The sequence below is a fragment of the Paenibacillus sp. FSL M7-1455 genome (assembly GCF_038004655.1).
GTDB lineage: Bacteria > Bacillota > Bacilli > Paenibacillales > Paenibacillaceae > Paenibacillus_AQ > Paenibacillus_AQ cookii.
The window spans coordinates 1,995,876-2,020,923 of the sequence record NZ_JBBORO010000001.1 but is presented as its reverse complement, the minus strand read 5'-3'; the positions used below and the strand labels follow the sequence as shown (position 1 = coordinate 2,020,923).

Sequence of the window (25,048 nt, the reverse complement as noted above, 5' to 3'; positions counted from 1 at the left end):
AGAATATCCGCAGTTCCCCTAAACAGCAGCCTTGACTTTTCCCTGCCGCAAAATTACAATTTGATCAATATCATGTTCGAAAATAAGGAAGCACCTTTTTTCGACAGACACGCCGCTGCATTTGGGCAGCAGAACCGATCTGTTTGGAAAGGGTGCTTTTGTCGTATGTACGGAAAAATGTACAGTGCATGTTTATACGGAATTGATGGGGTTCTGATCCAGGTTGAGGTCGATATTTCGAACGGTCTTCCCCAAACGTCGATCATCGGCTTGCCCGATTCGGCCATTCGCGAGGCGGTGGAACGCGTTCGGGCGGGAATCAAAAACTGCGGGTTCACCTTCCCCTTGCAGCGTACGACCATCAACCTGGCGCCGGCCGATTTGCGCAAGGAAGGCTCCGCCTTCGACCTGGCCATCGCCCTCGGCATTTTGTGCACCAGCGGTCAGCTCGTGCTTCCCGGAGACGAAAAGCTCCTCATGATCGGGGAAATGGCGCTGGACGGAAGCCTGCGGCCGGTGACGGGCGTATTGTCGATGGTGGACCGGGCCAAACGCGAGGGATTTACCGCCGTCCTGCTCCCCAAGGATAACGCCGCCGAAGCATCCCTCATCGAAAATATGAATATTTATGCACTTGACCATTTGAAAGAGCTATTCGCTCTCGGGGAAAAGGAGGCCGCGGACAAGAACGCTCCGCTGCGGATTTCGTCTTTGGCGGGCCTGCGGTTTGTATCCGGCCATCCGCCCGGTCAAGAAGCGCATCAAGCCGAAGATTATGCGGACGTTCTCGGACAGCATCACGTGAAACGGGCATTAACGATTGCGGCGGCAGGCATGCATAACATCATGCTGATCGGTCCGCCGGGAACGGGAAAAACGATGCTGATCAAACGCCTGCCCACCATTCTCCCGCCCATGACGGAGCAGGAGGCGCTGGAGACGACCAAAATTTTCAGCGCCGCGGGAAAACTGAAGGAACCGGCGGCGGGCCTGCTGCGGACCCGGCCGTTCCGTTCCCCGCATCATACGATTTCGGCCGGCGGTTTGATCGGCGGCGGAACGATACCGAAGCCGGGGGAGGTCAGTCTGGCGCATCGCGGCATCCTGTTTCTGGACGAACTGCCCGAGTTTAACCGGCAGGTGCTGGAGGTGCTGCGGCAGCCGCTGGAGGACAAATGCGTGACGATCAGCCGGGCAAGGGCGGTCCATACCTTCCCGGCAAGATTCATGCTGGCCGCATCGATGAACCCTTGCCCGTGCGGGTATTGGGGCAGCGATCACCCCGGTCATCCGTGCACATGCAGTCCGGCAAGGATCGCGCATTACCGCTCCAAAATTTCCGGCCCGCTGCTGGACCGGATCGATCTGCAGGTCGACGTGCCGAGGCCCAGGGAATGGACGAAAGAAAAGTTCAGCCTTTCCTCCGCGGACATGCGCGCGCAAGTGCTGGAAGCGCATGAAAGGCAAGTAAGGCGTTACCGGATGCTCCAGATGAACTGGAACAGCGAGCTTAGCGGCACAGCGCTCCGGCGGTTCACGAAGCTCGATCCGGATACGGCCGACATGCTTCATCGGACGATCGACGCCTTGGGACTGAGCATGCGCGCCTATGACCGGATTTTAAAGCTTTCCCGAACGATCGCCGATCTGGACGGAAAGGAAAACATCCTCTCCTCCCATGTCGCGGAGGCGATCCAATACCGGAATCTGGACCGGCCCCAAACCGAAACGCCGGTGTGAAAAAAGACTTCCTGAAACGCGTTTCAGGAAGTCTTTTTAGGCTGGGATCCATTCTTCGAACCAGAATTCGGAAAATGATTGGCGGATGAAGTCCATTTGATGTTGTACGGCACGGTGTTCTCTTGTTTTCTGATTGGAATTTTGAAGATAAGCCTCCTTTAAAAAGCCCCTTCAATATGCTGCAGCGAGACGACGTTCCGCGCCGCATCCAGTTCGATGGCAATGACGTCGAACCGCATCTCCCGATCCTCAAGCCGTTTATAGTGCAGGTACGTTGACGCAATGCCGCGAACCTGCCGGATTTTGCGGTAATCCACCGATTCGGCGGCGGTGCCGTAACGGCTGCCGCTCCGGCTTCGAACCTCGACGATGACCAGCAAACGCCCGAGCTCGGCGACAATATCGATTTCCCCGCTGCGGCAGCGCCAATTGCGGTCTAGTATGGCATAACCTTGGGCCGCCAGATAATCGCATGCAGCCTGCTCGGCCGCCGCTCCTTTTTCGCGGCGGTTATCCTTTTCCCTTTTTATCCGTTCAGCCATTCCTTCTCCTTTTCCCGTGCCAAGCGGTCTGTCCGGTAAATATAGCTCAGCACCTCCGCCACAAGCTGGTAAAGCTCGGGAGGAATTTGCTGGTCCAGGTCCAGCTTGGACAGCACCTCCACCAGCGCGGCATCCTCCTGGACGGGAACGCCGTGCTCTTTGGCTTTTTCCAGAATCGCCTCGGCCACCTTGCCCCGGCCTTTGGCCGCCACCACGGGCGCCGCGGCTTCATCCGGCGTATATTTCAAAGCCACCGCCTTTTTCATCGTATAAGGCGGCTCTTGTCCTTTTGCGTTCATACCCGGTAATCCACCCCTCTGTAGCTTTGGGGCACGTATTCGCTGACCGCCGCTTTCGCCAGCATGGCGGACGGCGAATCCGGTTCCTTTTCGGGCAGGGGCTCCGCCTTTAAGCTCAGCAGCTGATATCCGATCGACTCGATGGCGCCGGCAATTTCATCCCTGTGGTTTTCCAGCAGCTCTCCGGCCCATTCGTGCCCGTTATGGACCTTTAAGGAAACGATCCGGTCGACGACCTGCACGTCCACGAGCGTCTGTCCAAGATGTTTCATCTGCAGGTCGAACCATAAACGGCAGTTGGACGCATCCAGCTCGCCTTTGGCCCCCCGGCGGGATTGGATCTGGATGGATGCCGTCTCCTGCCCGTCCGGCCCGTTCAGCGGCAGCAGAAGCGTTACCTGCGCGAACGGGGCCGTACGGTCCGTATTCAATAGCAGCTGCTGGCCCGTCAAATGCGAAACGAGCTGCTGCGCCGCTTCTTTGAGCTGCGGCGGCGCGTCGTCGTGATTCACCAGCTGAAGCAAAATGCCCTTCAGCGTGTCGTGCTGCGTGCCCGGGCCATGCAAGGCATGCTCGGCGCGAGCCCCGGCCGTTTCCGAGGCCGGGATCTGCGCGGCTGCCGGATGTATGCCGGCAGCCGCCGGGCGGGCCTGCAGCCCTTGCGCGGCCGGACCTTCGTCCGCGGCCGCAGGCTGCTGCAGGCCCGCTCCGCCCGCGTGCACCGCCGCGGGCGGGTTCCCGGCGGCGGCACCTGCCGCGCCGCCGCCCGTTGCGGGCCCCGGCGCAGCCGGGCCGCTTCCGGCCGCGCGCTCTGCGCCGCGGCCGCCGTTTGCGCGGGCGGCATCGCCCCGCGCACGCCCTGCTGCTCGTGCTCCGCACCGAGCAGCTTCAGAAGCCGCCCGACCCACGGCTCCGCGCCGGGGGTCTGGGGCGGCTTTGCCTCTGGCGCCGGCTCTTGCGGCGGCGCCGCTCCCCCGGCCGGCGCGCCTGCGGCGCCGGCCGCTACGCCGCTGCCCTGAAGCCCGGCCAGGGCAGGCGCGGCGCGCAGCTGCAGCAGCACCTGCTGCAGCTTGTCCAGCAGCGGCTGCAGCCCGCGATCCGCAGCAAGGAGAGCAGCGGACTTTGCGGCAGCAGCTCCTTGCTCCTGCCCGGCTGCGCCTTCTTTCGCCGGAGAAATCCCTTGCTGCGGCTCCGTTCCCTTGGCGGCCGCCATGCCGTTAGCTCCGGACGACAGCGCAGCCTGATCAAGCGCCCCCGGCGTCCCCGCTCCCGCAGCAGGTTTCGCTTGTCCGGACGAAGCAAGCGCCCCTTCCAGCTGCGAGAGCAGTTCGTGAACCGGCGCGCCAAACACGGCCTGCTGCAAGCCGCGGACGCTTTCGCCGGTCACGGGCAGGCCACGCTGCAGCGCGATCGCCGCGGCTTGAATCCATTCCGCCGTTGGCACGGACGCCGGCTTTTGCTGCAGCATCCGGCCGAACAGCTCCGCGTTTTCCTTTGTCAGCGCTACCCCGCTTGATTGCATCGCTTGAATCATCGTCCGGTTTTCTTCCGTGTCCGCAAGCCCAAGCGCATTCAGCACGTCGGCAACCGATTTCGCCGGCAGCGAGGCATTCGGCGAGCCGGACAACGGCTTTAATACGAGCATGCCTCCGGCCGCAGGCGGCTGCACTTGCAGGAGCGTTGTCTGCCCCTCCTGCAGCGGGGTTTCAAGCATCGCCCTCACCTTGACCCCTTGAATCTGCACGACGGCCTCCTGGCCGTCCTCCGAGACGCTGAGCACCATGCCTCTGACCACCTGGCCTGTTTTCATCTCGAGCTGCTTGGCATCCCCCGTCTTGGCGTCGCCGAGCATGCCGCGAATCAACGAACCGATATTCACGCCTCTTCCTCCTTCAGTCGTACGAACCCTTTTATCTATATATCGGCGCCAGCCTTCCGGCTGTGAAGAAACGCCTTAAAACAAGGTTTCCTGAACGACTTCCAGATTTTTTAAAAAGCTGCGCCGGTGCATCGGCGTCGGCCCCAGGGCAAGAATCTGCTCCCGGTGAAATTTGGTGGCGTAACCTTTATGTATCGCGATTCCGTATTCGGGATATTTCGCTTCCCATTCCCCTTTGCAAAGCCGGTCCCGCGTCACTTTGGCGACAATCGATGCCGCCGCGATGGATTGGCTGCTCGCGTCCCCTTTGATCATGGAGAGCTGCGGCAGGTCGACGTCCACCTTCTCCGCGTCGATGAACAATACGTCCGGCGCCACGGACAATCCGAGAACCGCCCTTTTCATCGCCAGCCTGGCCGCCTGCTTGATGTTGATGCGGTCGATCGTCTCGGCATCCGCATAACCTACCGACACGTCCACGGCTTGATCCAGGATCTGTTCGTACAGCGCCTCGCGTTTTTTCTCGCTCAGCTTTTTGGAATCGTCCACGCCTTCCAGCACCAGCCCGGCCGGAAGAATGACGGCCGCGGCGACCACGTCCCCGAACAAACAACCGCGCCCGACTTCATCAATGCCGGCGATATATCGATAGGATTGTTCCCAATATTCTTTTTCATGCTTCAACAAGTCCGTCATGCTGTTCCTCCCTGCTCCCATAGGCGGCCAGGGTTCCCTGTCCGCTCAAGCTTCGCTCTCCACATTATACTGGATTCGGCGCGGAGCTGCATGGCTTTCCCGTTATTTTCCGCTTTAGTCCTCGGCAATCCGCAGATGGACGCCTTGCGGGTTCGGCGGTTTCTGCTGCGAAGCGGCCGGTCTCCCTGCCCCCGCTTTGCCGCCGGCGGTTGTTTTTCCCCCGGGAACCGCCCCCCGCTTCATCACTTCAATCAGGCGTTCCGGATCATTGTCCGCGCCCCCTGCATTTACGCGGTATCCGTTGAGCCCCCCTGGCCGGTTGATGCCCGAAAGCACCGTGAAGGATACCCGCATATCCAGGTCCTTGCATATCCGAAGCAATGAGGGCGAAAACACGCCGTAAGGGAAGGCGATGACATTCATGTCGTTGCCGATTTTCTCGCGCAGCACGGCATTGGCTTTTTCCAGATCCCGCCGCACCCGGGCGGCATATTCCTCTTGCGTCTCCTTTCGGCCAAGCTGTTTGCTGTAAACCGGCCCCCTTAAAATCGCTTTGGACCGTTTCCCTGCGGCATCCAACGGCGCATACTGATGCGAATCGAAGGAGTGGCTGTAAAAGTCGACGCCGCTGGCGTGCATTTCCCGCACCTGCTTCCAGCTCAGCTTCGGAATCCCGGCATGCTGGGGATGATCGATCGTGCCGACGATCAGGAAACTCGTCGCAGGGACCCGGTACTTGAGCAAAAGGGGGTAGACATACTCGTAAAACGACTCGTATCCGTCATCGAAAGTCATGAGCACCGCGTTCGGGGGCACGGATTTGCCATGCAAAACAAACTCCGCGTATTGCTTCATCGTGATCCATTGGAAGCCGCTTTCCTTCATCAGAATCAGCTGCCGTTCAAACTTGGCTGCATTCAAGCTCTGCTTGTTTTTTTGACCGGGCGTCACCTCGTGGTACATTAACGCAATCACCTTATCGCGGTAATAAACCTTAGCCGGATGTTCTTGTTGAAAAGACGTATCCCGAAGCGGCGCCTGAACGCTGCCACCCCCGGGCTCCTCCTGAATCGGCCCCGTCCCGACTCCCGTTTTGGCTGCCTCACTGAGCGCTTGGCCGTTCACTTCTGCCGACTGAACCGCCGTCATCATCGGCGCAGGCTGCACGAACCCTCCCTCCGCAGCTGCCTGCCCTTCCATCGGCAGGGAGCTTGCCGCAATGATGAGCACCGCAACCGCTCCTGCCGTCACCAGCCGTTTCCGCTTCAAACGCCTCTCCCCTTGCGCCTTAGTTTCGCTTGTTCCCGTAAACCCCTGAGATCCCGGCAGCCCTTGCCCTTTTTTCCTGGCGTTTGATCGCTGCTGATATTTTTATATTCAAAGTCCGCTAGAAAAAGTCGCCCGGCATCCTGGCGCGCAGAAACGAACCTTGGCTTCGCGGAAACGATTGCGGCAAAAAAAAGAGCCGGCTGGCCGGCTCTCCCCTTGAAACAGAAAAAAGCCGCCTTCCGGCGGCTGGCTCGATTTCCATATGCTATCAAGATCAATAAGGCGATTCCAGGGAAAAGCGGCCCATTTTGCCTGCGCGAAGCTCCCGCAGCAATGTCCGGGAAGCCTTCTCCAGATCGACCCTTCCCCCGCTCACCAAGCAGCCGCGTTTGCGGCCGACCGCTTCCATGATGGCCACGATTTCATCGCTGTCATCCGGGTTATGCGGGGTGTTCTCGTCAAGCTCAAAGCGTTCCCGGAACGCGTCCCAGTAGTATCTGACCAAATATTGCACGGCGAAAAAAGCGATATCCTCGGCGTTCAGGATCTCCTCTTTGATCGCTCCCGTGACCGCCAGTTTGTAACCGACGCTCTGGTCTTCGAATTTCGGCCATAAAATGCCCGGCGTATCCAAAAGCTCGATTTCGCCGCCCACCTTGATCCACTGCTGGCCTTTCGTTACGCCCGGACGGTCGCCCGTCGCCGCGATGCTGCGCCCGGCAAGCCGGTTGATGAGCGTCGATTTGCCGACGTTCGGAATGCCGACGATCAGCGCCCGGATCGCCCGCGGATTCATGCCTTTGGCGATTTGCTTATCGATCTTTTCCTTCAAAAGCAGCTTCAGCTGGCCCGGAATGTCCTTGACCCCGGTTCCGCTGGAAGCGTCCACCGGAAATGCCGCATGCCCCTGCTCCTTGAAATAAAGCTGCCATTCCTTCGTGACCGCGGCATCCGCCAAATCCGCCTTGTTCATAATGATCAGCCGCGGCTTGCCCTGCAATATTTCATCGATCATCGGATTGCGGCTGGACAGCGGAAGACGGGCATCGATCAGTTCGATGACCACGTCGATCAGCTTCAGCTTTTCCTGTATTTGGCGGCGCGCTCTTGTCATATGACCTGGAAACCATTGAATCGTCACCGTCATCACCTCATTTTTGCCTTAACCAGCCGCTTGACCGGTAGATGGTTTTAATGTTTGATCAATTGGATGTCTTTGATCGGCCAGAAAATCAAATCCGCGCGTCCGACGATATCGCTAAGCGGCACGTATCCGATCATCCGGCTGTCCGTGCTGTCGGAACGGTTGTCGCCCATCACGAACACGTGGCCTTCCGGAACTTTCCCGTCCGGGAACGCGGTGTTCGGAAAATCCTTGTCGTTATACAGTTTACCCTCTTTATGGCTTTCTTCAATCGCGCCCTGTATGTAGGTTTCGTTGACCGGCTTGCCGTTTACCGTTACCGTATCGCCTTCGACCTTCACCGTATCGCCCGCAATGGCGATGACCCGCTTAATGAAATCCTTGCCTTCGGAAGGAACGTGGAAAACGATGACTTCTCCGCGCTGCGGCTTCCGGATGTCGTATAAAATTTCATTGACGATCAGCCGTTCGCCCGTATGGAAATTCGGTTTCATCGAAGGCCCGTCCACAATAAACGGTTTAAAGAGAAGCCAGCGGATGAGAGCTACCAGAATTAAAGCAATGACGATCGCTTTTAACCATTCCACAACTTCATTTTTCGCTTTTTTGGGTGGTTTCTGATCCCGCTCCTGCAATTCCACCCCGTCGCTCTGAATGTCCTGCTGCATACGTCACCGTCCTCTCCTCGCATCATTTTCATGAGCTTGCCGCATTTTCATTTTTTGCCGAAAAGAAAAGCTCCTATACGGAGCCGTAACATTTCTTATCCTAAAACGAAAAGGGCTTGAAATCAAGCCCTTTTCGCTGCACCGCATATTAACGGCGAATTTCTTTAATTCTCGCTGCTTTACCGCGAAGTTCACGAAGATAATAAAGCTTCGCACGACGCACTTTACCACGGCGAGCCACTTCGATTTTATCGATTTTTGGCGAGTTGATCGGGAAAGTTCTTTCCACGCCAACACCGTAAGAAATTTTACGAACCGTAAAAGTCTCACTGATTCCGCCACCGCGACGTTTAATAACAACACCTTCGAACAGCTGGATACGTTCGCGAGATCCCTCGATAACCTTTACGTACACTTTCAAAGTGTCTCCAGGACGAAAACTTGGGATATCTTTACGAAGCTGTTCTTGAGTGATCGCTTGTAGGATATTCATCTAGGACTCCCTCCTTCCGTACAGGTGTTCTTGCCTCTTCCGGAAAACCCTCCGTTTTCCTTCATCATCCGCAGCGGACCACCGTATTCCACACAACAGCGTTAATTGTATCATACCGGCATCCCGGTTTGCAACCATGAATTGAACAAGCTTCGGCCGGTTTCCCCTCGTGTCCAAACCTACGCGGGTTTTGCGTGTTACGAACGCTTCATCTAAGCATCGTGATTCCGACAAAGCCTTTAGAATCAATCATTAAAAAAATTTTGACGTTCTTCCAAAAACCTCTTGAAATTCGCTTGAATATAAATAAAATAAATCTAACGTTAAAATAATTTTATCGTCAATAATTTTTGAATGGAGTTGTGGACATGAGTGAAACGGTTTTGGTTCAATCGCGCCCCCGTCAGGGGATTCGGGCGTTAAGCGCTCACCGCTCTTACCTGGTCATGATGGCTGCAAAAATCATTTCGCGTTTTGGGGATTCGGTCGATTCCATCGCGTACAGCTGGATGGTTTACATGCTGACAGGGTCCGAAGTGCTCATGGGCACGCTGTTTGCGGTCAATTTTATTCCGGGGATCGCCTTCAGCCCTTTTACGGGCGTTTTGGTTGACCGCTGGTCCAAAAAACGCATCGTCATCATCGCCGGCACCGGACGGGGGGTCATGGTATCGTTGACCGCGCTGCTGTATTTTACAGGCCTTCTCGAGCCTTGGCATTTATTTGTCGTGACGCTGATCAACTCTTCTTTCGAATGTTTTTCGACGCCTGCGGAGATGTCGCTTGTTCCCCGTCTTTTGCCCAAAGAATTGCTTTTGACCGGAAATTCGCTGACCTCTTCCGCCTCCCGGACCGCCGAGCTTGGAGGGATGGCCGCCGCGGGCGGGCTCATTGCCCTGGTCGGCATTTCCGGCACGATGGTCGTCGATGCCGCCACTTTTTTGATCGAAGCCCTGCTGTTTTTCTTCGTCCGGCCGCAGCCGGAAGCCCAACAGGCGGATGAAGAAACCGGAGATGCCGCAGCGACGGCCAAAAGTTCTTATTGGAAGCAGTTTGTTTCCGGCCTGCGATTCGTTAAGCAAAAACGGCTCATTCTGATGACCATGCTGGCCGGCGCGTTCGTGAACCTGTGCCTATGTCCTTGGAACGTTCTGCAGCCCGTCTATGTGAAAGAAGTGCTCCGCTCCGGTCCGTTCGGGCTCAGCCTGCTCGGCATTACGCTCGTCGTCGGCATGATCCTCAGCGGTGTATGGATCAGCCAAAAAGGCTCACGTTACAAAAAAAGCTCCCTCATCGTTTTTGGCTTTCTGCTGCTTGGGGCGACCTACAGCCTTCTGTACGTTCCGCCTTTGTTCGCCCATAACCCGCTGTATGCGGCCGCCTTGTTCAGCTTCGGCATGGGTTTTGCCATTTCGTTCGTCAACACGCCGATGTCAACGTATACGATGGAGGTTACGCCGCAGCATATGCTTGGGCGCGTCGGGGCGTTGTCCAGCATGATCGTCACGTTCATGATCCCTCTGGGCGGCGTCATCGCCGGCTTTGCGGGCACTCTGCTGAGCGCCAACGTGGTGTTTCTCGTGTTCGGGCTGCTGATGATCGTTCCCGGACTGCTGCTCCTGAGCCAGAAAAGCTTCATGAGCATCTAAATCGCCGGAGGCAAACAAACATTCTTTGTGCTTTATCCCTTCGGGCGATATAATAGGCTTATTGACAAAATGCTCTGATCGTAAAAGCAGGAAATAATGAGGTGCGATTGTATTGGAAACGAAGGAACTGAGCACGATTGAGGAAATCCGGATTTATTCCGACCCTTACCGAATGAAAATATTAAGCCACTTCCAGCGGATGGATCACCCGGCGACCATCAAAGAAATAGCCGACGACATGGGCGAAGTGCCCGCGAAGGTCTATTATCACGCCAAAAAGCTGGAAAGCATCGGGATGATTCACGTGGTAAGCACGAAGGAAATCAACGGCATAAACGCCAAATATTACGAGGCATTCAAAGGGGCGGTACGGATCAAACGCGACGACGGCGCTGACGAAGCCGCAAAAAAGATCTTTATCTCGGAAACGCAAAAGCTCCTTTCGGATTTGTACGAAGAAAACAAGCAAAGATTTTTGAAGGCCCAAAGCATGGATCAGCCCCATGGCAATTTGACGCATTCCGAAGTGTACCTGACCGAAGAGGAAGCGAAGGAATTTTTCGAAAAAATCAATCGTTTCGTGGAAGAGCATCATAAACGCAAACATGAGGGCCAAGAAAAATACGATATTTTTACGACGATTACCAAATGGACGGACGATTAAACGGGTACATCCACGCACGCGTTTCGATTCCTTGGGAATGGCGGGTTTCGTTTTCCCATGCGGTCGTGCGGGTTAGGTCTGACCCGAAGCCTAAATGCGAAAAAACCTCGGCTGGCATGCCGAGGTTTTTTTGTGTTCCGGGCGTTGACGCCTGCCCGAATCGATTACCTCAAATCTTTTTTGGCAAGGTCATAACCCTTCCATACCGTAAATCCGAGCTTGGCGTAAAAGTCGATTAATCCGGTCCAGTCGATGACCAGGTTTTTGACGCCGCGGCTTGCGAGTTCGGCAACGCCGTCTTTGACGATCGCCAGCCCGTAGCCATTTCCGCGGAAACGGTCGTCCACGCCAAGCGGTCCGATGCCGCCAAGCGGGCTCTCAAACAACGGGGCCCAATACGTGTTTTGGGCAATCAGCGGAGATTGATCGTCATTGACCCTGCAAAAGCCGATCATTTCGCCGTCCTTAAACAATCCGACAAACTCGCGCCCCGTACCGCCGCGTTCCCAATACGTTTCCGCTTCGTATAGCCAGCGGCCGGGGAAGCAGCGTTTGAAAAAGCGCAGCATTTCGTCCCGGTCCCCCACTTCGAGCAGGCGTGCGTAAGCCCCGTCGACGTACTGCTGGCGTCCTTCGTGTTCTCCCGATATATTCACCAAGTCATATACGTCGTACAGCACTTCATAACCTTTGCGCGCAAACCAGGTTTTGGCATCGGGCAGCTCATGGGGAATCCCCGGAAAGTAATGCCAAGGATCCCGTCCGACATAAGCCAGCTGGGCGCCCGCGTCACGGAGCGCCTGCTCCGCCTGTTCCAGCAAACGGCTGCCGACGCCTTGCCCTCTGACATCGCTGCGGACCACGATCGCCTGAATCCAGCCTCCGCCGTCGCCAAGCTTCATGCTGCGCTGCTCTTCCTGCCATATTTTCGCAATGACGAAACCTGCTAGACGGCCCTCGTCATCGACCGCCAGCTTAGAGCCGGCTGCGTAAACGTTTTGATCCTGGAACGTATTTTGGCGCATGAGCTGCTCGCGCATCGGAAAAAGCCCGCCAAGCTCCCGATTCCAAAGCTCGCACATGGCAGCCAGCCAATCCTCATGCAGCGGAATGATGTTCACATGAAGTCCCCCCGGAAAAGTAGAATAAATATTTCAAAATTTCGATCAAGATATAAAATTTTATTTCATAATGTGATTATATTTTAAATTCGCTTTCGCATCAACCTTTACCGGAAATAAACCGCTGGATCCGTCACCAGGCCGAGCCTCCCTTGGAAACGGATGAATCAAAAAGAGGCATCGCAAGAAACCTTATGCCCGCCATCGACCAGCTCCTTTGGTTTATTTGAAGGATGGTTTGGCGCAGCGTCCCTCTGGACGTTGACTTCAATTTAGCTCATAATAGTGACAAGGATTGTCATGATTTGATCATAAAATGAACCTATGCAAAGGGCGGGATAACACAAGCCGTTTCCGATCCTGCTCGAATGGAGAGATGTTATGTCCAAATCGAAAAGACTCATGGAGCTCATGATGGCGGTCAACCGGAAACGCAGCTTTACCGTCAAGGAGCTTGCCTCGGAATTCAACGTGTCGCCCCGAACGATATTGCGCGACCTTCAGGAGCTGAGCGAGCTTGGCGTGCCCCTCTATTCGGAGGTTGGTCCCCACGGCGGCTACCGATTGCTGAACCAGCGAATGCTCCCTCCGATCGCTTTCACCGAAGAGGAAGCGGTGTCGGTGTTTTTTGCCGTTCATGCGTTACGCCATTATTCCTCGCTGCCGTTTGAAGCGGAATCTTCTGCCGCGCTGCAAAAATTTTACCGTTTTATGCCGGAGGACACGCGGGAGCGGATCGATCAGATGAAGCATCGGGTCGATTTTGTCACGCCAAAAAGACAAGCGTCCTCCCCTTTCCTGGGCATTCTACTGAACGCCGCGGTTCGCCAGCAGGTATTAACGATCGATTATGCCTCCAGGCAAAAGCAATCGCAGCGCGACATCCAGCCGATCGGCATCAATACGAGGAACGGTTTTTGGTACTGTCCCGCCTATTGTTTTAATAGCCGAGATTTTCGCGTGTTCCGCTGCGACCGGATCAAGTCTGCCGTTCCTTCAGAAAGACCCCCTGAAAATCTCCGGCATATCCATCTGGAAAACTACCATCCCTCAACACATACCAGCCCGGATCTAGTTCCGGTGTACGCCGAACTAACGATGGCGGGGGTTCAAATCTGCGAGGCCGAGGTGTGGAGCGAGAACCTGCTTCATATCCGGGAGGACGGCAGCGGCTGGCTTGAAGGCCGCGTGCCGAGCAAAGACCTTCCTTATTTCGCGAAATTCATCGTCGGGTTGGGCGATGAAGCGACGTTGAAACATAGCCCTGAGCTGCTGCAGGAGATCCGCCAGGTGGTTGCAAACCTGATAAATAAATATGGACAGACCAAGCTTCAGTGATTCAAATAAAAAACAGCCTGCCGCAAAGGTTTCCTTTGCGGCAGGCTGTTTTGCTTGTATCGCACTTACACTCTTCTCAGGAAATCAACGATGGTTAGCAGACCCAAATCGAAGTTTTCAAGATTGAAATGTTCGTTTGGTGCATGAAGATTTTCGTCCGGAAGGCCAAAGCCCATGCACACGACAGGAGCTTCAAGAACGCGAGAGAACGTTTCGACGATCGGAATCGATCCGCCGTCGCGGGTAAAGACAGGGCGCGTGCCGTATACATGCTCATAGGCGTCGGCCGCTTTTTGCAGGACGGGCGTGGAAGGATCGATCGTAAACGGATTGCCTTTTTCCATTGGGGTCACGACGATCTTAGCGCCGGTCGGCACATGGCTGTAAAGATGTTTCTCGATTTTGTCGAGAATGTCCTGCGGATCCTGATGACCAACGAGGCGGCAGGTAATTTTCGCATGCGCTTCCTTCGGAATGACCGTTTTGCTGCCTTCCCCTTGGAAGCCGCCGTAAACGCCGTTCAGCTCCAGCGTTGGGCGCGCTCCGGTTCTTTCGGCAAAGGTGAATCCTTCTTCCCCGAACAGGGCGTCCAGACCCAGATCCTGCTTCAGCTTTTCTTCGTCTACATTTTGCTTTTTGAATTCTTCGCGATCCTCCGGCGTCAATTCCAGCACGCCTTTGTAAAATCCTTCGACGCTGACCCGTCCCTTTTCGTCATGCAGGGAGTCCAGCAAGCTGACCATGGCATGCAGCGCATTCGGAACGCCCCCGCCGTACGAACCGGAATGCAGGTCGGTATTGGCGGTGTGGAGGGCCACTTCGAGGGAGCAAAGCCCGCGCAAGCCCACGCAAATGGCAGGTTTTCCTTTTTCGAGCAAGGAAGTATCGGAAATAAGTACCATATCTGCTTTCAACAGATCCTGATTCTCCTCGAGGAACGTCGGCAGGTTCGGGCTGGATACTTCTTCTTCGCCTTCAACGCAAAATTTGATGTTCACGGGCAGCTGCTTTTCCTGTGCCAGGATCGCTTCGACCGCTTTGATATGTAGGAATAGTTGGCCTTTGTCGTCCGTCGCTCCTCTGGCGAACAGTTTGCCGTCGCGAATATCCGGCTCGAACGGCGGCGTTTGCCACAGGTTCAGCGGATCGACCGGCTGCACGTCATAATGGCCGTATACGAGAACCGTCGGTTTGCCTTCGGCATGCAGGTGATCGGCATACACGATCGGATGTCCTTTGGTTTCATGAATTGTAACGTTTTCAAGCCCGGCCCGGGTCATCGTCTCGGCAAGCCACTCGGCAGCACGCTTCACATCCGGTTTATGTTCGGACAAAGCCGAAATGCTCGGAATGGACAACCATTCCTTCAATTCGCCCAAATGTTTGTCTCTATTGCCCTGGAAATAATTTGTGTAATCCATGGAGATCCTCCTTCTAAAGATAAGATGATTTGAGCCCCGGCTTTGATGAAGCAAGCAGGAAACCGGCCTATCGGCCGCTTTCCCGCTCGTTCTGCAGCTGCTTAAGGAATTGCCGGTCTTGATCGGTAAGTTCGACCTTGTCCAGCAGGTCCGGACGGCGCTCCAGCGTTCGTTTCAAGGCCTGCTCGCGACGCCACAGCTCAATGTTGGCATGGTGTCCGCTCAGAAGAATATCGGGCACCTTCCAGCCTCTGAACTCGGCGGGACGGGTATAATGCGGATATTCGAGCAGCCCCGTGCTGAACGAGTCGGTTACGGCCGAGGTTTCGTTGCCCAACACTCCCGGCAGCAGACGCACGATCGAATCGATGGCTACCATGGCCGGAAGCTCCCCGCCGGTCAGCACATAGTCGCCAATCGACAACTCGTCCGTCACCAGATGCTCGCGGATCCGTTCATCATACCCTTCGTAATGTCCGCAAATAAAAATAAGATGCTCCTCCTTGGCAAACTCCTCCGCCTTGCGCTGCGTAAAGGTGTCGCCTTGCGGGCACATCAAAATAATGCGGGGAGTCGTGGACGTCCGGGACACCAAATCCTCCACGGCCGAAAAAATCGGCTCCGGCTTCAGCACCATGCCTCCCCCGCCCCCGTACGGCGTATCATCCACTGTCCCATGTTTGCTGTTGGAATACTCGCGGAAGTTGATCGCATTCAAGCTGACGATGCCTTTCTCCTGCGCTTTTCCGAGTATGCTCGAGCGGAATACGCCGTCCATCATTTCCGGGAACAATGTCAGCACATCGACCTTCATCATATTACAGCAGCCCTTCCATCAAATGAACGACCACTTTCCGGTCTTTGACGTTCACGTCCAAAACGACGTCGTCGATGTACGGAATCAGGATGCTTTTTCCCTCTTTCGGCTTCACGACCCATACGTCGTTGGCTCCCGGCGTAAGAATTTCCGTAATGACGCCCAGCTCCTGTCCTTCATCCGTCATGACGTGACAGCCGATGATTTCATGGAAATAAAACTCGTCTTCCGGCAGCTCGACCAAATCCTCGCCGTTGACCTTCAGCATGCTGCCCTTGAATTTTTCAACGTCGTTGATATTATCGTACTCTTCCAGCTTCACGATGTACATATTCTTATGGAATCTCGAGGATTGGACCGTGACGGGTAAGGGAGCTTTCCCGTCCGGCGGGACGATCAACAGCTCGCTGCCTTTGGCAAAACGGACTTCGGGAAAATCCGTGTGCGACAATACCTTGATCTCGCCTTTGATCCCATGGGTGTTTACGATCTTGCCTACGTTTAACATGGTTTGCGGCATACTTTCCTCCTGCATTCATTGCTGTTTCCGGTCCCGTAGACCGCAGTCAAAAACGCCGTGTTGGCGCCTCCGAAAAATAAAACCGAATATTTAAACAAATAACCGCCGCTTGCCCGGCGGCATTTGCTTCCATCCTATATAATACCGCGGATAAGGCATAATTCCTTCTTGAACGGCAAATTTCCGGCTCTCTTGCCTATTTTGCTCCGCCGGAAACAGATCGATCCGATCATTCGAAAAAAAGGGCTAGGAAATGCATCCTAGCCCCCTTCGTACCTTTAAGATATAATATCCACGGTTACGCGTTTATCCATTTTGACTGCTGCGGAAGTGACGACCGTGCGGAACGCCTTGGCGATCCGGCCCTGCTTGCCGATGACCTTCCCTACATCGTCCGGATGCACGGTCAGTTCATAGACAATCAGGTGATCCTTCTCCACCGTTCTCACGGTCACATCTTCGGGATGATCCACTAAAGCCTTAGCAATGACTCCGACTAATTCTTCCATAGATAACCCTCACCATCAGTCATTATTTCTGTTGCTTCAGCTCATGGAACTTCTTCAACACGCCCGCTTTGCTCAGCAAGTTGCGAACCGTATCGGATGCTTGCGCACCATTTTGGAGCCATGCAAGAGCTTTATCTTCATCGATTTTTACTTCAGCCGGTTGTTGTACCGGGTTGTAGTAACCGATTTCTTCGATAAAACGGCCGTCACGCGGGGAACGGGAATCCGATACCACGATGCGGTAGAAAGGAGCTTTATGAGCACCCATGCGTTTCAGACGAATACGTACTGCCACGAAATTCACCTCCTTCAACAAAATATATCTGTTCAGATTAACGGAACGGGAACCGAAGTCCGCCTTTGCCGGCCAATCCTTTTAACTGTTTTAAGGCCTTGCCTTTAGGACCTTTCGGCCCCATCATATCCGAGAACTGTTTCATCATCCGGCGCATCTCGTCGAACTGCTTGATCAGCCGGTTCACCTCGGCGAGCGACGTTCCGCTGCCCGCGGCAATCCGCTTGCGGCGGTTGTGGTTGATGATGTCCGGATTCTGTTTCTCTTCTTTCGTCATCGAGAACACGATGGCTTCGATGCGGCCCATCTGTTTCTCGTCGACCTTCAAGTCTTTCACCTGCTTCAGCTTGCCCATGCCGGGAATCATGTCCATGATCTGGTCGATCGGGCCAAGCTTCTTCACTTGCTCCATCTGCTCCAGGAAATCGTCGAAGGTAAATTCGGCGTTGCGCATTTTGCGCTCCATTTCCTTGGCTTTTTCGGCGTCGATGTTGGACTGCGCCTTTTCGATCAGCGACAGCATATCACCCATGCCGAGAATCCGCGAAGCCATCCGCTCCGGATGGAAAGGCTCAAGCGCGTCGACTTTTTCGCCCAGCGCGGCGAATTTGATCGGGCAGCCGGTCACCGCCTTGACGGACAACGCGGCACCGCCGCGCGTATCGCCGTCCAGCTTGGTCAGGACCACGCCCGTCAGTTCAAGCTGCTTGTTGAACGTGTCCGCCACATTGACGGCATCCTGACCCGTCATTGCGTCGACGACGAGCAGCACTTCGTCCGGCTTGATTTCGGCGTGGATTTGCCGCAGCTCTTCCATCAACTCTTCGTCGACGTGAAGACGGCCGGCGGTATCGACGATCAAATAATCATGGCCGTTGTCCTTGGCATGCTGCAAGCCCTGCTTTGCGATTTCCACCGGGCTTGTCTTGTCTCCGAGCGAAAATACCGGCACTTGGATCTGTTCTCCCAGTACCTGGAGCTGCTTGATCGCCGCCGGGCGATAAATATCGCCTGCAACGAGCAGCGGGCGGTGGTTTTGCTTTTGCAGCATTTTGGCCAGCTTGCCGGAAGTCGTGGTTTTACCGGCACCCTGCAAACCGACCATCATGATCACGGTTGGAGGCTTGTTGGCTTTCGCCAGCTTCGCCTGGCTTCCGCCCATCAGCTCGGTAAGCTCTTTGTTGACGATGTCGATGATCACCATGCCCGGGGTGAAGCTTTGCATCACTTCCGTGCCGATGGCTTTTTCCTTCACCTTCGCCACGAAATCCTTGACGACTTTAAAGTTGACGTCCGCTTCCAAAAGGGCCAGACGCACTTCGCGCATCGCTTCGTTTACGTCGTCTTCGGTGACCTTCCCTTTGCCGCGCAGCTTGCTGAATACGTTCTGCAGCCTGCTGGTCAATCCTTCAAATGCCATGAACCGCCACCTCCTTCATTTGATTTATTCCCATGCTTCCAATTGATCCACTAGATCATTAATGTTCGTTTTATCGCTCTGCGCCATCGCGCTGGCATTCACCAGCTCGCGCAGCTTCTCTAAATCCTGTACGCGCCGTTCATGCTTTTTGAGCAGCCCGAGCTTTTCCTCATACTGCTCCAGCACCTGCTCGGCCCGTTTGATATGTTCGTATACCGCCTGCCTGCTGATCTCGAATTCGGCGGCGATTTCCCCGAGGGAAAAATCATCGTGAAAGTAATATTTAAGGAACGTCTGCTGCTTTTCCGTCAGCAAAAGTTCATAGAAGTCAAACAACAGATTGATCCGGTTCGTTTTCTCGAGCCGATTCTCCTGACTCATTTAGGGGCACTCCCTTCGTCAAGGAAAAACACTTTACACTTCATTAACGTTCATTATCATACATAAAACGAAGAAAGATGTCAAGCATTATTCCTTGTCATCCTCCGATCTTTTTCCCATCGGCCCTCCAACCGGCTCGCACCTCTTGCTATCAAGCGTTTTACGACCAGGGGAGCAAATAAACCAGCACGGCGAAAAAGTGGACGATGCTGCCGCCTAGCACGAATAAATGCCAAATGGCATGATGGAACGGGAACCCGCGCCAGACGTAAAATATCGTTCCGAGCGTATAAAGCACGCCCCCGACCGCGAGCAAAACGATTCCGCCGGACGCCACGGCCGCCGTAAGCGGCCCCCAGGCAACGACGACCATCCAGCCCATCATCAGATAAAATATCGTCGACATAAATAAAAAGCGTTTCGTGAAATAAGCTTTGAAAATGCAGCCCAACACGGCGATCCCCCACACGATCCCGAACAAGGTCCAGCCCAGCGGTCCGCGGATCGCCACCAGCATAAACGGCGTGTAGGTGCCGGCGATAAACAAGTAGATGGAAGAGTGGTCGAAAATTTCGAACAGGTCTTTGATTTTTCCTTCCTTAAAGCTGTGCACCAGGGTGGAATTCAAATACAAAATCAGCATCGTCGTGCCGTAAACGGAAAAACTGACGATATGCCACGCCGTTCCCTTCATCGTCGAAAAGACGATGAGAACGATTAAAGCGGCTACGCTAAGCAGCGCGCCGATGCCGTGGGTAATGGCATTGGCCACTTCTTCCCGCCGGCTGTAGGTATATGTGTTCGCCATAAACAACCCTCTCATGGTTTCTTTACTTATCATTATAACCTTCCCTCCTCTGCCATTTCCACTTTTGCGGGGTCCGGCGTCATCCGGGCTTTTCCGATCGAAGGACAAAGATGGAATTCGAGAGCAACAAGGGCAGGTACGCGTCATCGCTCGCCATTTCTGAAAAGCTGAAAAGATGCCCGGAACCAAAAACGGTTTTGGAGTCCGATTCCGCAAGAAGTTATGTATCCGTGCTCGCCGGAAGCCTGATAAAGTTTATGAACATCGCGGCAGAGGTGTGCCTGTACGCGGGACCGGTATCGTTCTCCCTGGCTTCGGGAACGCAACAAAAACGGCAATCCGCCGGAATGGATCCGGTGACTGCTGTTTTTAGTTCCGCCGGATAAGGGTTCCGGCTCCGGGCACAAACTGGCCCGAACGCAACTTTCAGTATTTGAAAATCTCCCGGGATATTGCGTTTGTCCTATGCATTATAGGCGAACGAGGGGGCGGGTCCGGTTCAAAGTTATGCCAAAAACACGTTAAAAAAATGAAACCTCCCGCAAAAAAACAACCCCGTGGGTTTCTATGACAGAAAAAAGACTTTGCGACGGAAGCGGCATTCCAGCCGGAACCCCGGCCTTCCATGGCAAAGTCTTTTTATATCGTTACGGGAGTAAGTTTAAGTTGGCTAAGTCAGTTAACTCCTTATTCGTTTGACGCTCCGGTTTCTTCGCCCTGCTCTTGTTCCTGGATCAGCCCAGCGAAAAGCGCATGCACGAACTGCTCCGAATCAAACGGCTGCAGATCCTCCATTTTTTCGCCGAGGCCGACGAATTTGACCGGCAGGTTCAGCTCCTGGCGAATCGCTACGACGATGCCGCCTTTGGCGGTGCCGTCCAGCTTCGTCAGCACCAGGCCGGTGACGCCGCTTTTTTCGCCGAAAAGCTTCGCTTGGTTGAGCGCGTTCTGCCCGGTCGTCGCATCCAGCACCATCAGCACTTCATGCGGCGCTCCCGGAATTTCCCGCTGAATGACGCGGAAAATTTTATTCAGCTCTTCCATCAGGTTCGTTTTGTTCTGCAATCGTCCTGCCGTATCGCAAATGAGGACATCCGCCTGCCGCTGCTTGGCGGCCTGCACGGCGTCAAACATGACGGCGGCAGGGTCCGATCCGGCATGCTGCTTGATGACCTCCACGCCGGCGCGTTCCCCCCATACTTCAAGCTGCTCGATGGCCCCGGCACGGAACGTGTCGCCTGCGGCCAGGATCACTTTTTTTCCTTCCTGCTTAAAACGGTGGGCCAGCTTGCCGATCGTCGTCGTTTTGCCGACGCCGTTGACGCCGACGAACAAAATGACGGTGATGCCGTCCGGGTTCATGCGAATGGCGTTATCGTCGTCTCCGCGCAGCAGCTCCATTAGCTTTTGCGACAAAATCGGCTGCAGCTCGGACGCGTCTTCGATCCGCTGTTTCTTCACCTCGGCGCGCAGATCGTCGATGAGCTCCATGACCGTATTGACGCCGACGTCGGCCCCGATCAAAATCTCTTCGAGCTCCTCGTAAAATTCCTCGTCGATTTTTTTGCGGCGAATCATCAGGTCCGCCACTTTCTCGACAAATCCCTTGCGGGTTTTTTCCAGGCCGTCGCGGAATTTGCTTGTCACCGCCTCGGTTTTGCTGGAAATGCTTTCTTTCAGCTTTTTGAAAAAGCTCATATGTCTCCTCCATCTCTGTCGTCATTGCCTGATGTCAGGCGATCTCGGCTTCATCGTTTTCGAGGCGGACGGATACCAGCTTGGATACCCCGCCTTCTTCCATCGTTACGCCGTACAGCACGTCGGCTTCTTCCATCGTGCCTTTGCGGTGCGTCACGACGATAAACTGCGTTTGTTCGGAAAACTCGCGCAAATATTGGGCAAAACGAACGACGTTCGCTTCGTCGAGCGCCGCTTCCACTTCGTCGAGCACGCAAAACGGCACCGGTTTGACCTGCAAAATGGCAAACAGCAGCGCCATGGCGGTCAACGCTCGTTCGCCGCCGGAAAGCAGCTGCAGGTTTTGCAGCTTTTTGCCCGGAGGCTGCGCGACGATGTCGATGCCCGTTTCCAGCAGATGCTCGGGATCCAGCAGCACGAGGTCTGCCCGGCCGCCGCCGAACAGCTTGACGAACACCGTGCCGAATTCGTGCCGGATGGCATCGAAGGTCTGCTTGAACCGCTTGGACATCTCATCGTCCATTTCCCGGATGACCTCGTACAGGGTCGTTTTGGCCTCGACCAGATCGGCCTTTTGCTCGCTGAGGAACTGATACCGTTCGTTGACGCGCTGATATTCCTCGATGGCGCCCAAGTTGACGTCACCGAGCGCCGCAATGCCGCGCTTCAATTCGCGGACCTCGGCCTGCACGGCAGGCACGTCTTCCGGAACCGGATATCTCGCTTTGGCCAGCTCATAGCTAAGCTCATAGTCCTCGCTCAGCTTTTTGAGGATATTCTCCAATTCGACGTCAAGCCGGTTCACGCCGATTTCCGTTTGCCGCAGCTGGTCTTCCACCGCCTTCAGGCGCGTCCGCTGCTCCTTCGTTTCGCTTTCGTCCTGTTCCAGCTTTTTCGAAAGCTGCATCCGGGCCGCACGCTTGAAATCAAGCTGCTCGGATGCCTGCTCCTTCTTCAGCTTGTAGCGGTTCAGGTCCTCGATTTGCTGGATCGATTCCTTGGCATTGTTTTCGAGATCCGCCTCGATCGATGCCAGCAGCGTCTTCGATTGGCGCAGCTCCTTATCGTGGGAGTTGAATTCGTTTTGCATCCGGCGGAGCTGTTCCTCAAGCGAGAAACATTCCTGGTCCAGCTTGCCTTCCCGGACTTTGAGCTGGGTCAGCTGGGTCTGGAGCTCCTCCTTGGCCGATTCGCTGGCTTTGCGGGCAAATTCGGCAGCCTGGATCGCCTGATGCGTCGCCTTTTCTTCCTCCTCCAGCTGCGCGAGCTTTTTGACGGCTTCATCGCGCGCTTTCTGCAGCTGTTCGTTTTCTTCATTGAAGCCGGTTCGTTCCTGGCCGGCCAGCTGCACCTGCTCCAGCACATGCCGAAGCTCATGCTCCAACTGCTTCAGGTCGCCGGAGAGGTTCTGCTCTTCGATCCGCTTTTCGTCGCCGGTTTGGCGAAGCTTATCCAGCTTCTCCTGCGTTTCGGCCAGCTGGTTTTTCACGTCCTGGATGCTTTGGGTCAGCTTGCGCAGCTGATTTTCCGTATCCAATATTTCCTGGTCCAGCTGTTCGAGCTGGCGTTTGCGGCCGAGCAAGTTGTTGTTTTTCTTGTGCTGGCTGCCGCCCGTCATCGAACCGCCGGCGTTCACGACGTCGCCTTCCAGCGTTACGACCCGATAGCGGTATTGGCAGCGGGCGGCGATTTTGTTGGCTACTTCCAGGCTTTCCGCCAGAATGACATTGCCGAGCAGGCTGCCGACGATCGGGGCATATCTGTCCTCGTATCGGATCAGATCCGCCGCAATGCCGACAAATCCCTCCACGCCTTCGACCATGGACCGGTCGCCGGAGGAAATGTTCCGCGCGCGGATGACGTCGAGCGGCAGGAACGTCGCCCGTCCGAGCTGCCGCTGCTTCAGGAATGCGATCGCTTGGCGGGACACCGCCTCGTTATCCATGACCACATGCTGCAGCGACGCGCCCAGCGCCGTTTCAACCGCAAGCTCCAGCCGTTCCGGTACGCGGATGAGGTCGGCGACGGCCCCGTGTACGCCATGCAGCACCGATTTGCGCGCAGCCTTCAGCACTTCCTTGACGCCCAACATAAAGCCGTCAAAATCATCGGCCATTTCCTTCATCGTATCCCGGCGCGAAATTTGCGCTTCGCGCTTCTGCTCCCACTTCCGCAGCATGCTTTGGCTTTCATCCAGCAGACGCTGAAGCGATTGGTACCGTTCGCTTTCGGTAATGTAACTGCCGCGAAGATCCCGAATCTCTTGCCCGATTTTTTCGATCGCTTGGTCGAGCTGCTGCTTGCGGCCCATCAGTTCTTCCTTTTTGCCTTCCCATTTGCCCGTTTCCTCGTCGGCGCGGCTCATGCGGCGGGCCAAAGCTTCCTGCTGCTGGTCCGCATAACGGATTTCGTTGCGCGCCTGAGCCATTTGGTTCATCAGCTCGAGCAAGTTGCCTTTCAGGCTCTCCTCTTGCTGCTGGCTGATTCCCCCGGTCAAGCCGGCCAGCTTTGACTCCTCGTTCGAAAGCTGCTCGCGCAGTTGCTTCAATTCGTCCTGCGACGCTTCCAGCTTCGTTTTCAGCAGTTCGATTTCCGCCTTGCGGTCCTCGAAACGCTCATCTCCGCTGCTCAGCGTATTCAAAAGCTGCTCCCGGTTCGCTTCCAGGTTCCGCTTGCGCTCCCGCAGCACTTCCGCATAACCTTCGCTTTTCTCGTAGGCCTCGCTGTACTGCAGAAGCTCGCCTTGCAGCGTTTCGACTTCCGACTCCAGCTTGCGCAGCGCCGCCCGGTCGCTTTCCAGCTTGGCATCATGCGCGGACACGACCGTGGACAGCTGAAGCTGCTCCTCCTGCAGCACCTTCAGCTTCGCGTTGGCTTCGCTCCAGGCGGCGTGGATCTGTTCGATTTGGTGCACGTACAGCGAAATTTCCTTCGTTTTGAGCTGCTCGCGCAGCTGTTTATAGTGGATGGCCTTTTCGGACTGTTCCTTGAGCGGCCCGATCTGGTCTTCTAGTTCCGTAACCAAGTCGTGAATGCGGAGCAGGTTCTGCTCGGTTTCATCGAGCTTGCGGACCGCATCCTTTTTTCGCGATTTATATTTGACGATACCGGAAGCCTCTTCGAAAATCCCTCTGCGGTCCTCGGACCTTGTGCTCAAGATCTCTTCGATCCGGCCTTGTCCGATAATGGAGTACGCTTCTTTGCCGATGCCGGTATCCATGAACAACTCCGTGATGTCCTTCAGCCGGCACGATTGCCTGTTGATAAAATATTCGCTGTCTCCGCTCCGGTGTACCCGGCGCGTCACCGTTACCTCGTTAAAATCAAGAGGCAGGGCATGGTCCTCATTATCGAGGGTCAGCGACACTTCGCCGAAATTGACCGCCTTACGCGCGTCGCTCCCCGCAAAGATAATGTCCTCCATTTTGCCTCCGCGCAGCGATTTGGCGCTTTGTTCTCCAAGAACCCAGCGGATGCCGTCGGAAATATTGCTTTTGCCGCTGCCGTTCGGACCTACGACCGCCGTGATGCCGCGGACAAATTCCATTTCGGTTTTGTCGGCAAACGATTTAAAACCCGCTAATTCAATCCGCTTCAAAAACATATAATCCAAATCACCTCTAAACCTTATAATACCATAACCCCGCGCCTCATTGGGAGCTCGGCCGGCCTTCAAC

24 protein-coding genes are annotated in these 25,048 nt (G+C 55.3%); 4 read left to right on the top strand and 20 right to left on the bottom strand.

Annotated elements, in window-relative coordinates; all coding sequences use genetic code 11:
- The first annotated feature begins 165 nt into the window (after positions 1–165).
- Positions 166–1,740, top strand: a complete 1,575-nt coding sequence (locus NYE48_RS09350) for a YifB family Mg chelatase-like AAA ATPase (protein ID WP_212948910.1) — start codon at positions 166–168, stop codon at positions 1,738–1,740.
- A gap of 158 nt (positions 1,741–1,898) precedes the next feature.
- Here the strand turns inward: NYE48_RS09350 and NYE48_RS09345 are convergent, their stop codons facing one another.
- The 9 genes from NYE48_RS09345 to rplS all read right to left on the bottom strand — a co-directional run bounded on the left by NYE48_RS09345 (position 1,899) and on the right by rplS (position 8,730).
- The gene (locus tag NYE48_RS09345) at positions 1,899–2,282 is read right to left on the bottom strand and encodes a YraN family protein (protein WP_036706881.1); all 384 of its coding nucleotides are present in this window, start codon (positions 2,280–2,282) and stop codon (positions 1,899–1,901) included.
- Complete coding sequence (locus NYE48_RS09340) at positions 2,267–2,581, bottom strand: EscU/YscU/HrcU family type III secretion system export apparatus switch protein (protein WP_036706879.1); 315 nt, start codon at positions 2,579–2,581, stop codon at positions 2,267–2,269. The genes NYE48_RS09345 and NYE48_RS09340 overlap by 16 nt, the downstream gene beginning before the upstream one ends.
- Positions 2,578–3,147 (bottom strand): hypothetical protein, encoded by a 570-nt coding sequence (locus NYE48_RS09335; protein ID WP_340998222.1) that lies wholly within the window; start codon positions 3,145–3,147, stop codon positions 2,578–2,580. The genes NYE48_RS09340 and NYE48_RS09335 overlap by 4 nt, the downstream gene beginning before the upstream one ends.
- Positions 3,114–4,460 carry a hypothetical protein gene (locus tag NYE48_RS09330; protein WP_340998220.1) on the bottom strand — a complete coding sequence of 449 codons (1,347 nt, stop codon included), beginning with the start codon at positions 4,458–4,460 and terminating at the stop codon, positions 3,114–3,116. The genes NYE48_RS09335 and NYE48_RS09330 overlap by 34 nt, the downstream gene beginning before the upstream one ends.
- A 75-nt stretch (positions 4,461–4,535) precedes the next feature.
- Positions 4,536–5,156: a ribonuclease HII gene (locus NYE48_RS09325; protein ID WP_052147331.1), complete on the bottom strand. Its 621-nt coding sequence runs from the start codon at positions 5,154–5,156 to the stop codon at positions 4,536–4,538.
- A gap of 114 nt (positions 5,157–5,270) precedes the next feature.
- Complete coding sequence (locus NYE48_RS09320; RefSeq protein ID WP_340998218.1) at positions 5,271–6,425, bottom strand: polysaccharide deacetylase family protein; 1,155 nt, start codon at positions 6,423–6,425, stop codon at positions 5,271–5,273.
- A gap of 274 nt (positions 6,426–6,699) precedes the next feature.
- Positions 6,700–7,566 carry a ribosome biogenesis GTPase YlqF gene (ylqF, locus tag NYE48_RS09315; RefSeq protein WP_340998216.1) on the bottom strand — a complete coding sequence of 289 codons (867 nt, stop codon included), beginning with the start codon at positions 7,564–7,566 and terminating at the stop codon, positions 6,700–6,702.
- Between the two features lie 50 nt (positions 7,567–7,616).
- Positions 7,617–8,237 carry a signal peptidase I gene (gene lepB, locus NYE48_RS09310; RefSeq protein WP_036714493.1) on the bottom strand — a complete coding sequence of 207 codons (621 nt, stop codon included), beginning with the start codon at positions 8,235–8,237 and terminating at the stop codon, positions 7,617–7,619.
- Positions 8,238–8,385: 148 nt separating this feature from the next.
- A complete protein-coding gene (rplS, locus tag NYE48_RS09305; RefSeq protein ID WP_036714491.1) occupies positions 8,386–8,730 on the bottom strand; it encodes a 50S ribosomal protein L19 in 345 nt (114 codons plus the stop codon).
- 368 nt (positions 8,731–9,098) lie between these two features.
- Between rplS and NYE48_RS09300 the strand changes: the two genes are divergently transcribed.
- Together NYE48_RS09300 and NYE48_RS09295 are read left to right on the top strand one after the other, a co-directional pair.
- Positions 9,099–10,379 (top strand): MFS transporter, encoded by a 1,281-nt coding sequence (locus tag NYE48_RS09300; RefSeq protein WP_340998214.1) that lies wholly within the window; start codon positions 9,099–9,101, stop codon positions 10,377–10,379.
- 112 nt (positions 10,380–10,491) lie between these two features.
- Entirely contained in the window at positions 10,492–11,043 is a 552-nt protein-coding gene (locus NYE48_RS09295) for a winged helix-turn-helix domain-containing protein (RefSeq protein ID WP_212948901.1), read from the top strand.
- A 164-nt stretch (positions 11,044–11,207) separates the two neighbouring features.
- Here NYE48_RS09295 and NYE48_RS09290 read toward each other — a convergent pair whose 3' ends face one another.
- On the bottom strand, positions 11,208–12,164 hold the full coding sequence (locus NYE48_RS09290; RefSeq protein WP_340998213.1) for a GNAT family N-acetyltransferase: 957 nt from the start codon (positions 12,162–12,164) through the stop codon (positions 11,208–11,210).
- 381 nt (positions 12,165–12,545) lie between these two features.
- Here NYE48_RS09290 and NYE48_RS09285 point away from each other — a divergent pair, with 381 nt between their 5' ends.
- Positions 12,546–13,502: a helix-turn-helix transcriptional regulator gene (locus NYE48_RS09285; RefSeq protein ID WP_340998212.1), complete on the top strand. Its 957-nt coding sequence runs from the start codon at positions 12,546–12,548 to the stop codon at positions 13,500–13,502.
- Positions 13,503–13,567: 65 nt separating this feature from the next.
- On the opposite strand, the gene NYE48_RS09280 is transcribed toward NYE48_RS09285, so the two are convergent.
- From NYE48_RS09280 to smc, 10 genes are all read right to left on the bottom strand, one after another.
- Positions 13,568–14,923, bottom strand: a complete 1,356-nt coding sequence (locus tag NYE48_RS09280) for a dipeptidase (RefSeq protein ID WP_340998211.1) — start codon at positions 14,921–14,923, stop codon at positions 13,568–13,570.
- Between the two features lie 67 nt (positions 14,924–14,990).
- Positions 14,991–15,737 (bottom strand): tRNA (guanosine(37)-N1)-methyltransferase TrmD, encoded by a 747-nt coding sequence (gene trmD, locus NYE48_RS09275; protein ID WP_341000620.1) that lies wholly within the window; start codon positions 15,735–15,737, stop codon positions 14,991–14,993.
- Positions 15,738–15,741: 4 nt separating this feature from the next.
- Positions 15,742–16,260, bottom strand: coding sequence for a ribosome maturation factor RimM (gene rimM, locus NYE48_RS09270; RefSeq protein ID WP_212948898.1), 519 nt, complete (start codon positions 16,258–16,260; stop codon positions 15,742–15,744).
- 278 nt (positions 16,261–16,538) lie between these two features.
- The gene (locus NYE48_RS09265) at positions 16,539–16,769 is read right to left on the bottom strand and encodes a KH domain-containing protein (RefSeq protein ID WP_036714484.1); all 231 of its coding nucleotides are present in this window, start codon (positions 16,767–16,769) and stop codon (positions 16,539–16,541) included.
- Positions 16,770–16,791: 22 nt separating this feature from the next.
- Entirely contained in the window at positions 16,792–17,064 is a 273-nt protein-coding gene (gene rpsP, locus NYE48_RS09260) for a 30S ribosomal protein S16 (RefSeq protein WP_036714483.1), read from the bottom strand.
- A 37-nt stretch (positions 17,065–17,101) separates the two neighbouring features.
- Positions 17,102–18,484, bottom strand: coding sequence for a signal recognition particle protein (ffh, locus tag NYE48_RS09255; protein WP_036714482.1), 1,383 nt, complete (start codon positions 18,482–18,484; stop codon positions 17,102–17,104).
- A 24-nt stretch (positions 18,485–18,508) separates the two neighbouring features.
- Positions 18,509–18,865, bottom strand: coding sequence for a putative DNA-binding protein (locus NYE48_RS09250; RefSeq protein WP_036714481.1), 357 nt, complete (start codon positions 18,863–18,865; stop codon positions 18,509–18,511).
- A 160-nt stretch (positions 18,866–19,025) separates the two neighbouring features.
- Entirely contained in the window at positions 19,026–19,673 is a 648-nt protein-coding gene (gene trhA, locus NYE48_RS09245) for a PAQR family membrane homeostasis protein TrhA (protein WP_036714503.1), read from the bottom strand.
- Between the two features lie 687 nt (positions 19,674–20,360).
- Positions 20,361–21,371 (bottom strand): signal recognition particle-docking protein FtsY, encoded by a 1,011-nt coding sequence (gene ftsY / locus NYE48_RS09240; protein ID WP_036714480.1) that lies wholly within the window; start codon positions 21,369–21,371, stop codon positions 20,361–20,363.
- A gap of 34 nt (positions 21,372–21,405) precedes the next feature.
- Complete coding sequence (gene smc / locus NYE48_RS09235; protein WP_340998206.1) at positions 21,406–24,975, bottom strand: chromosome segregation protein SMC; 3,570 nt, start codon at positions 24,973–24,975, stop codon at positions 21,406–21,408.
- Positions 24,976–25,048 lie beyond the last annotated feature (73 nt).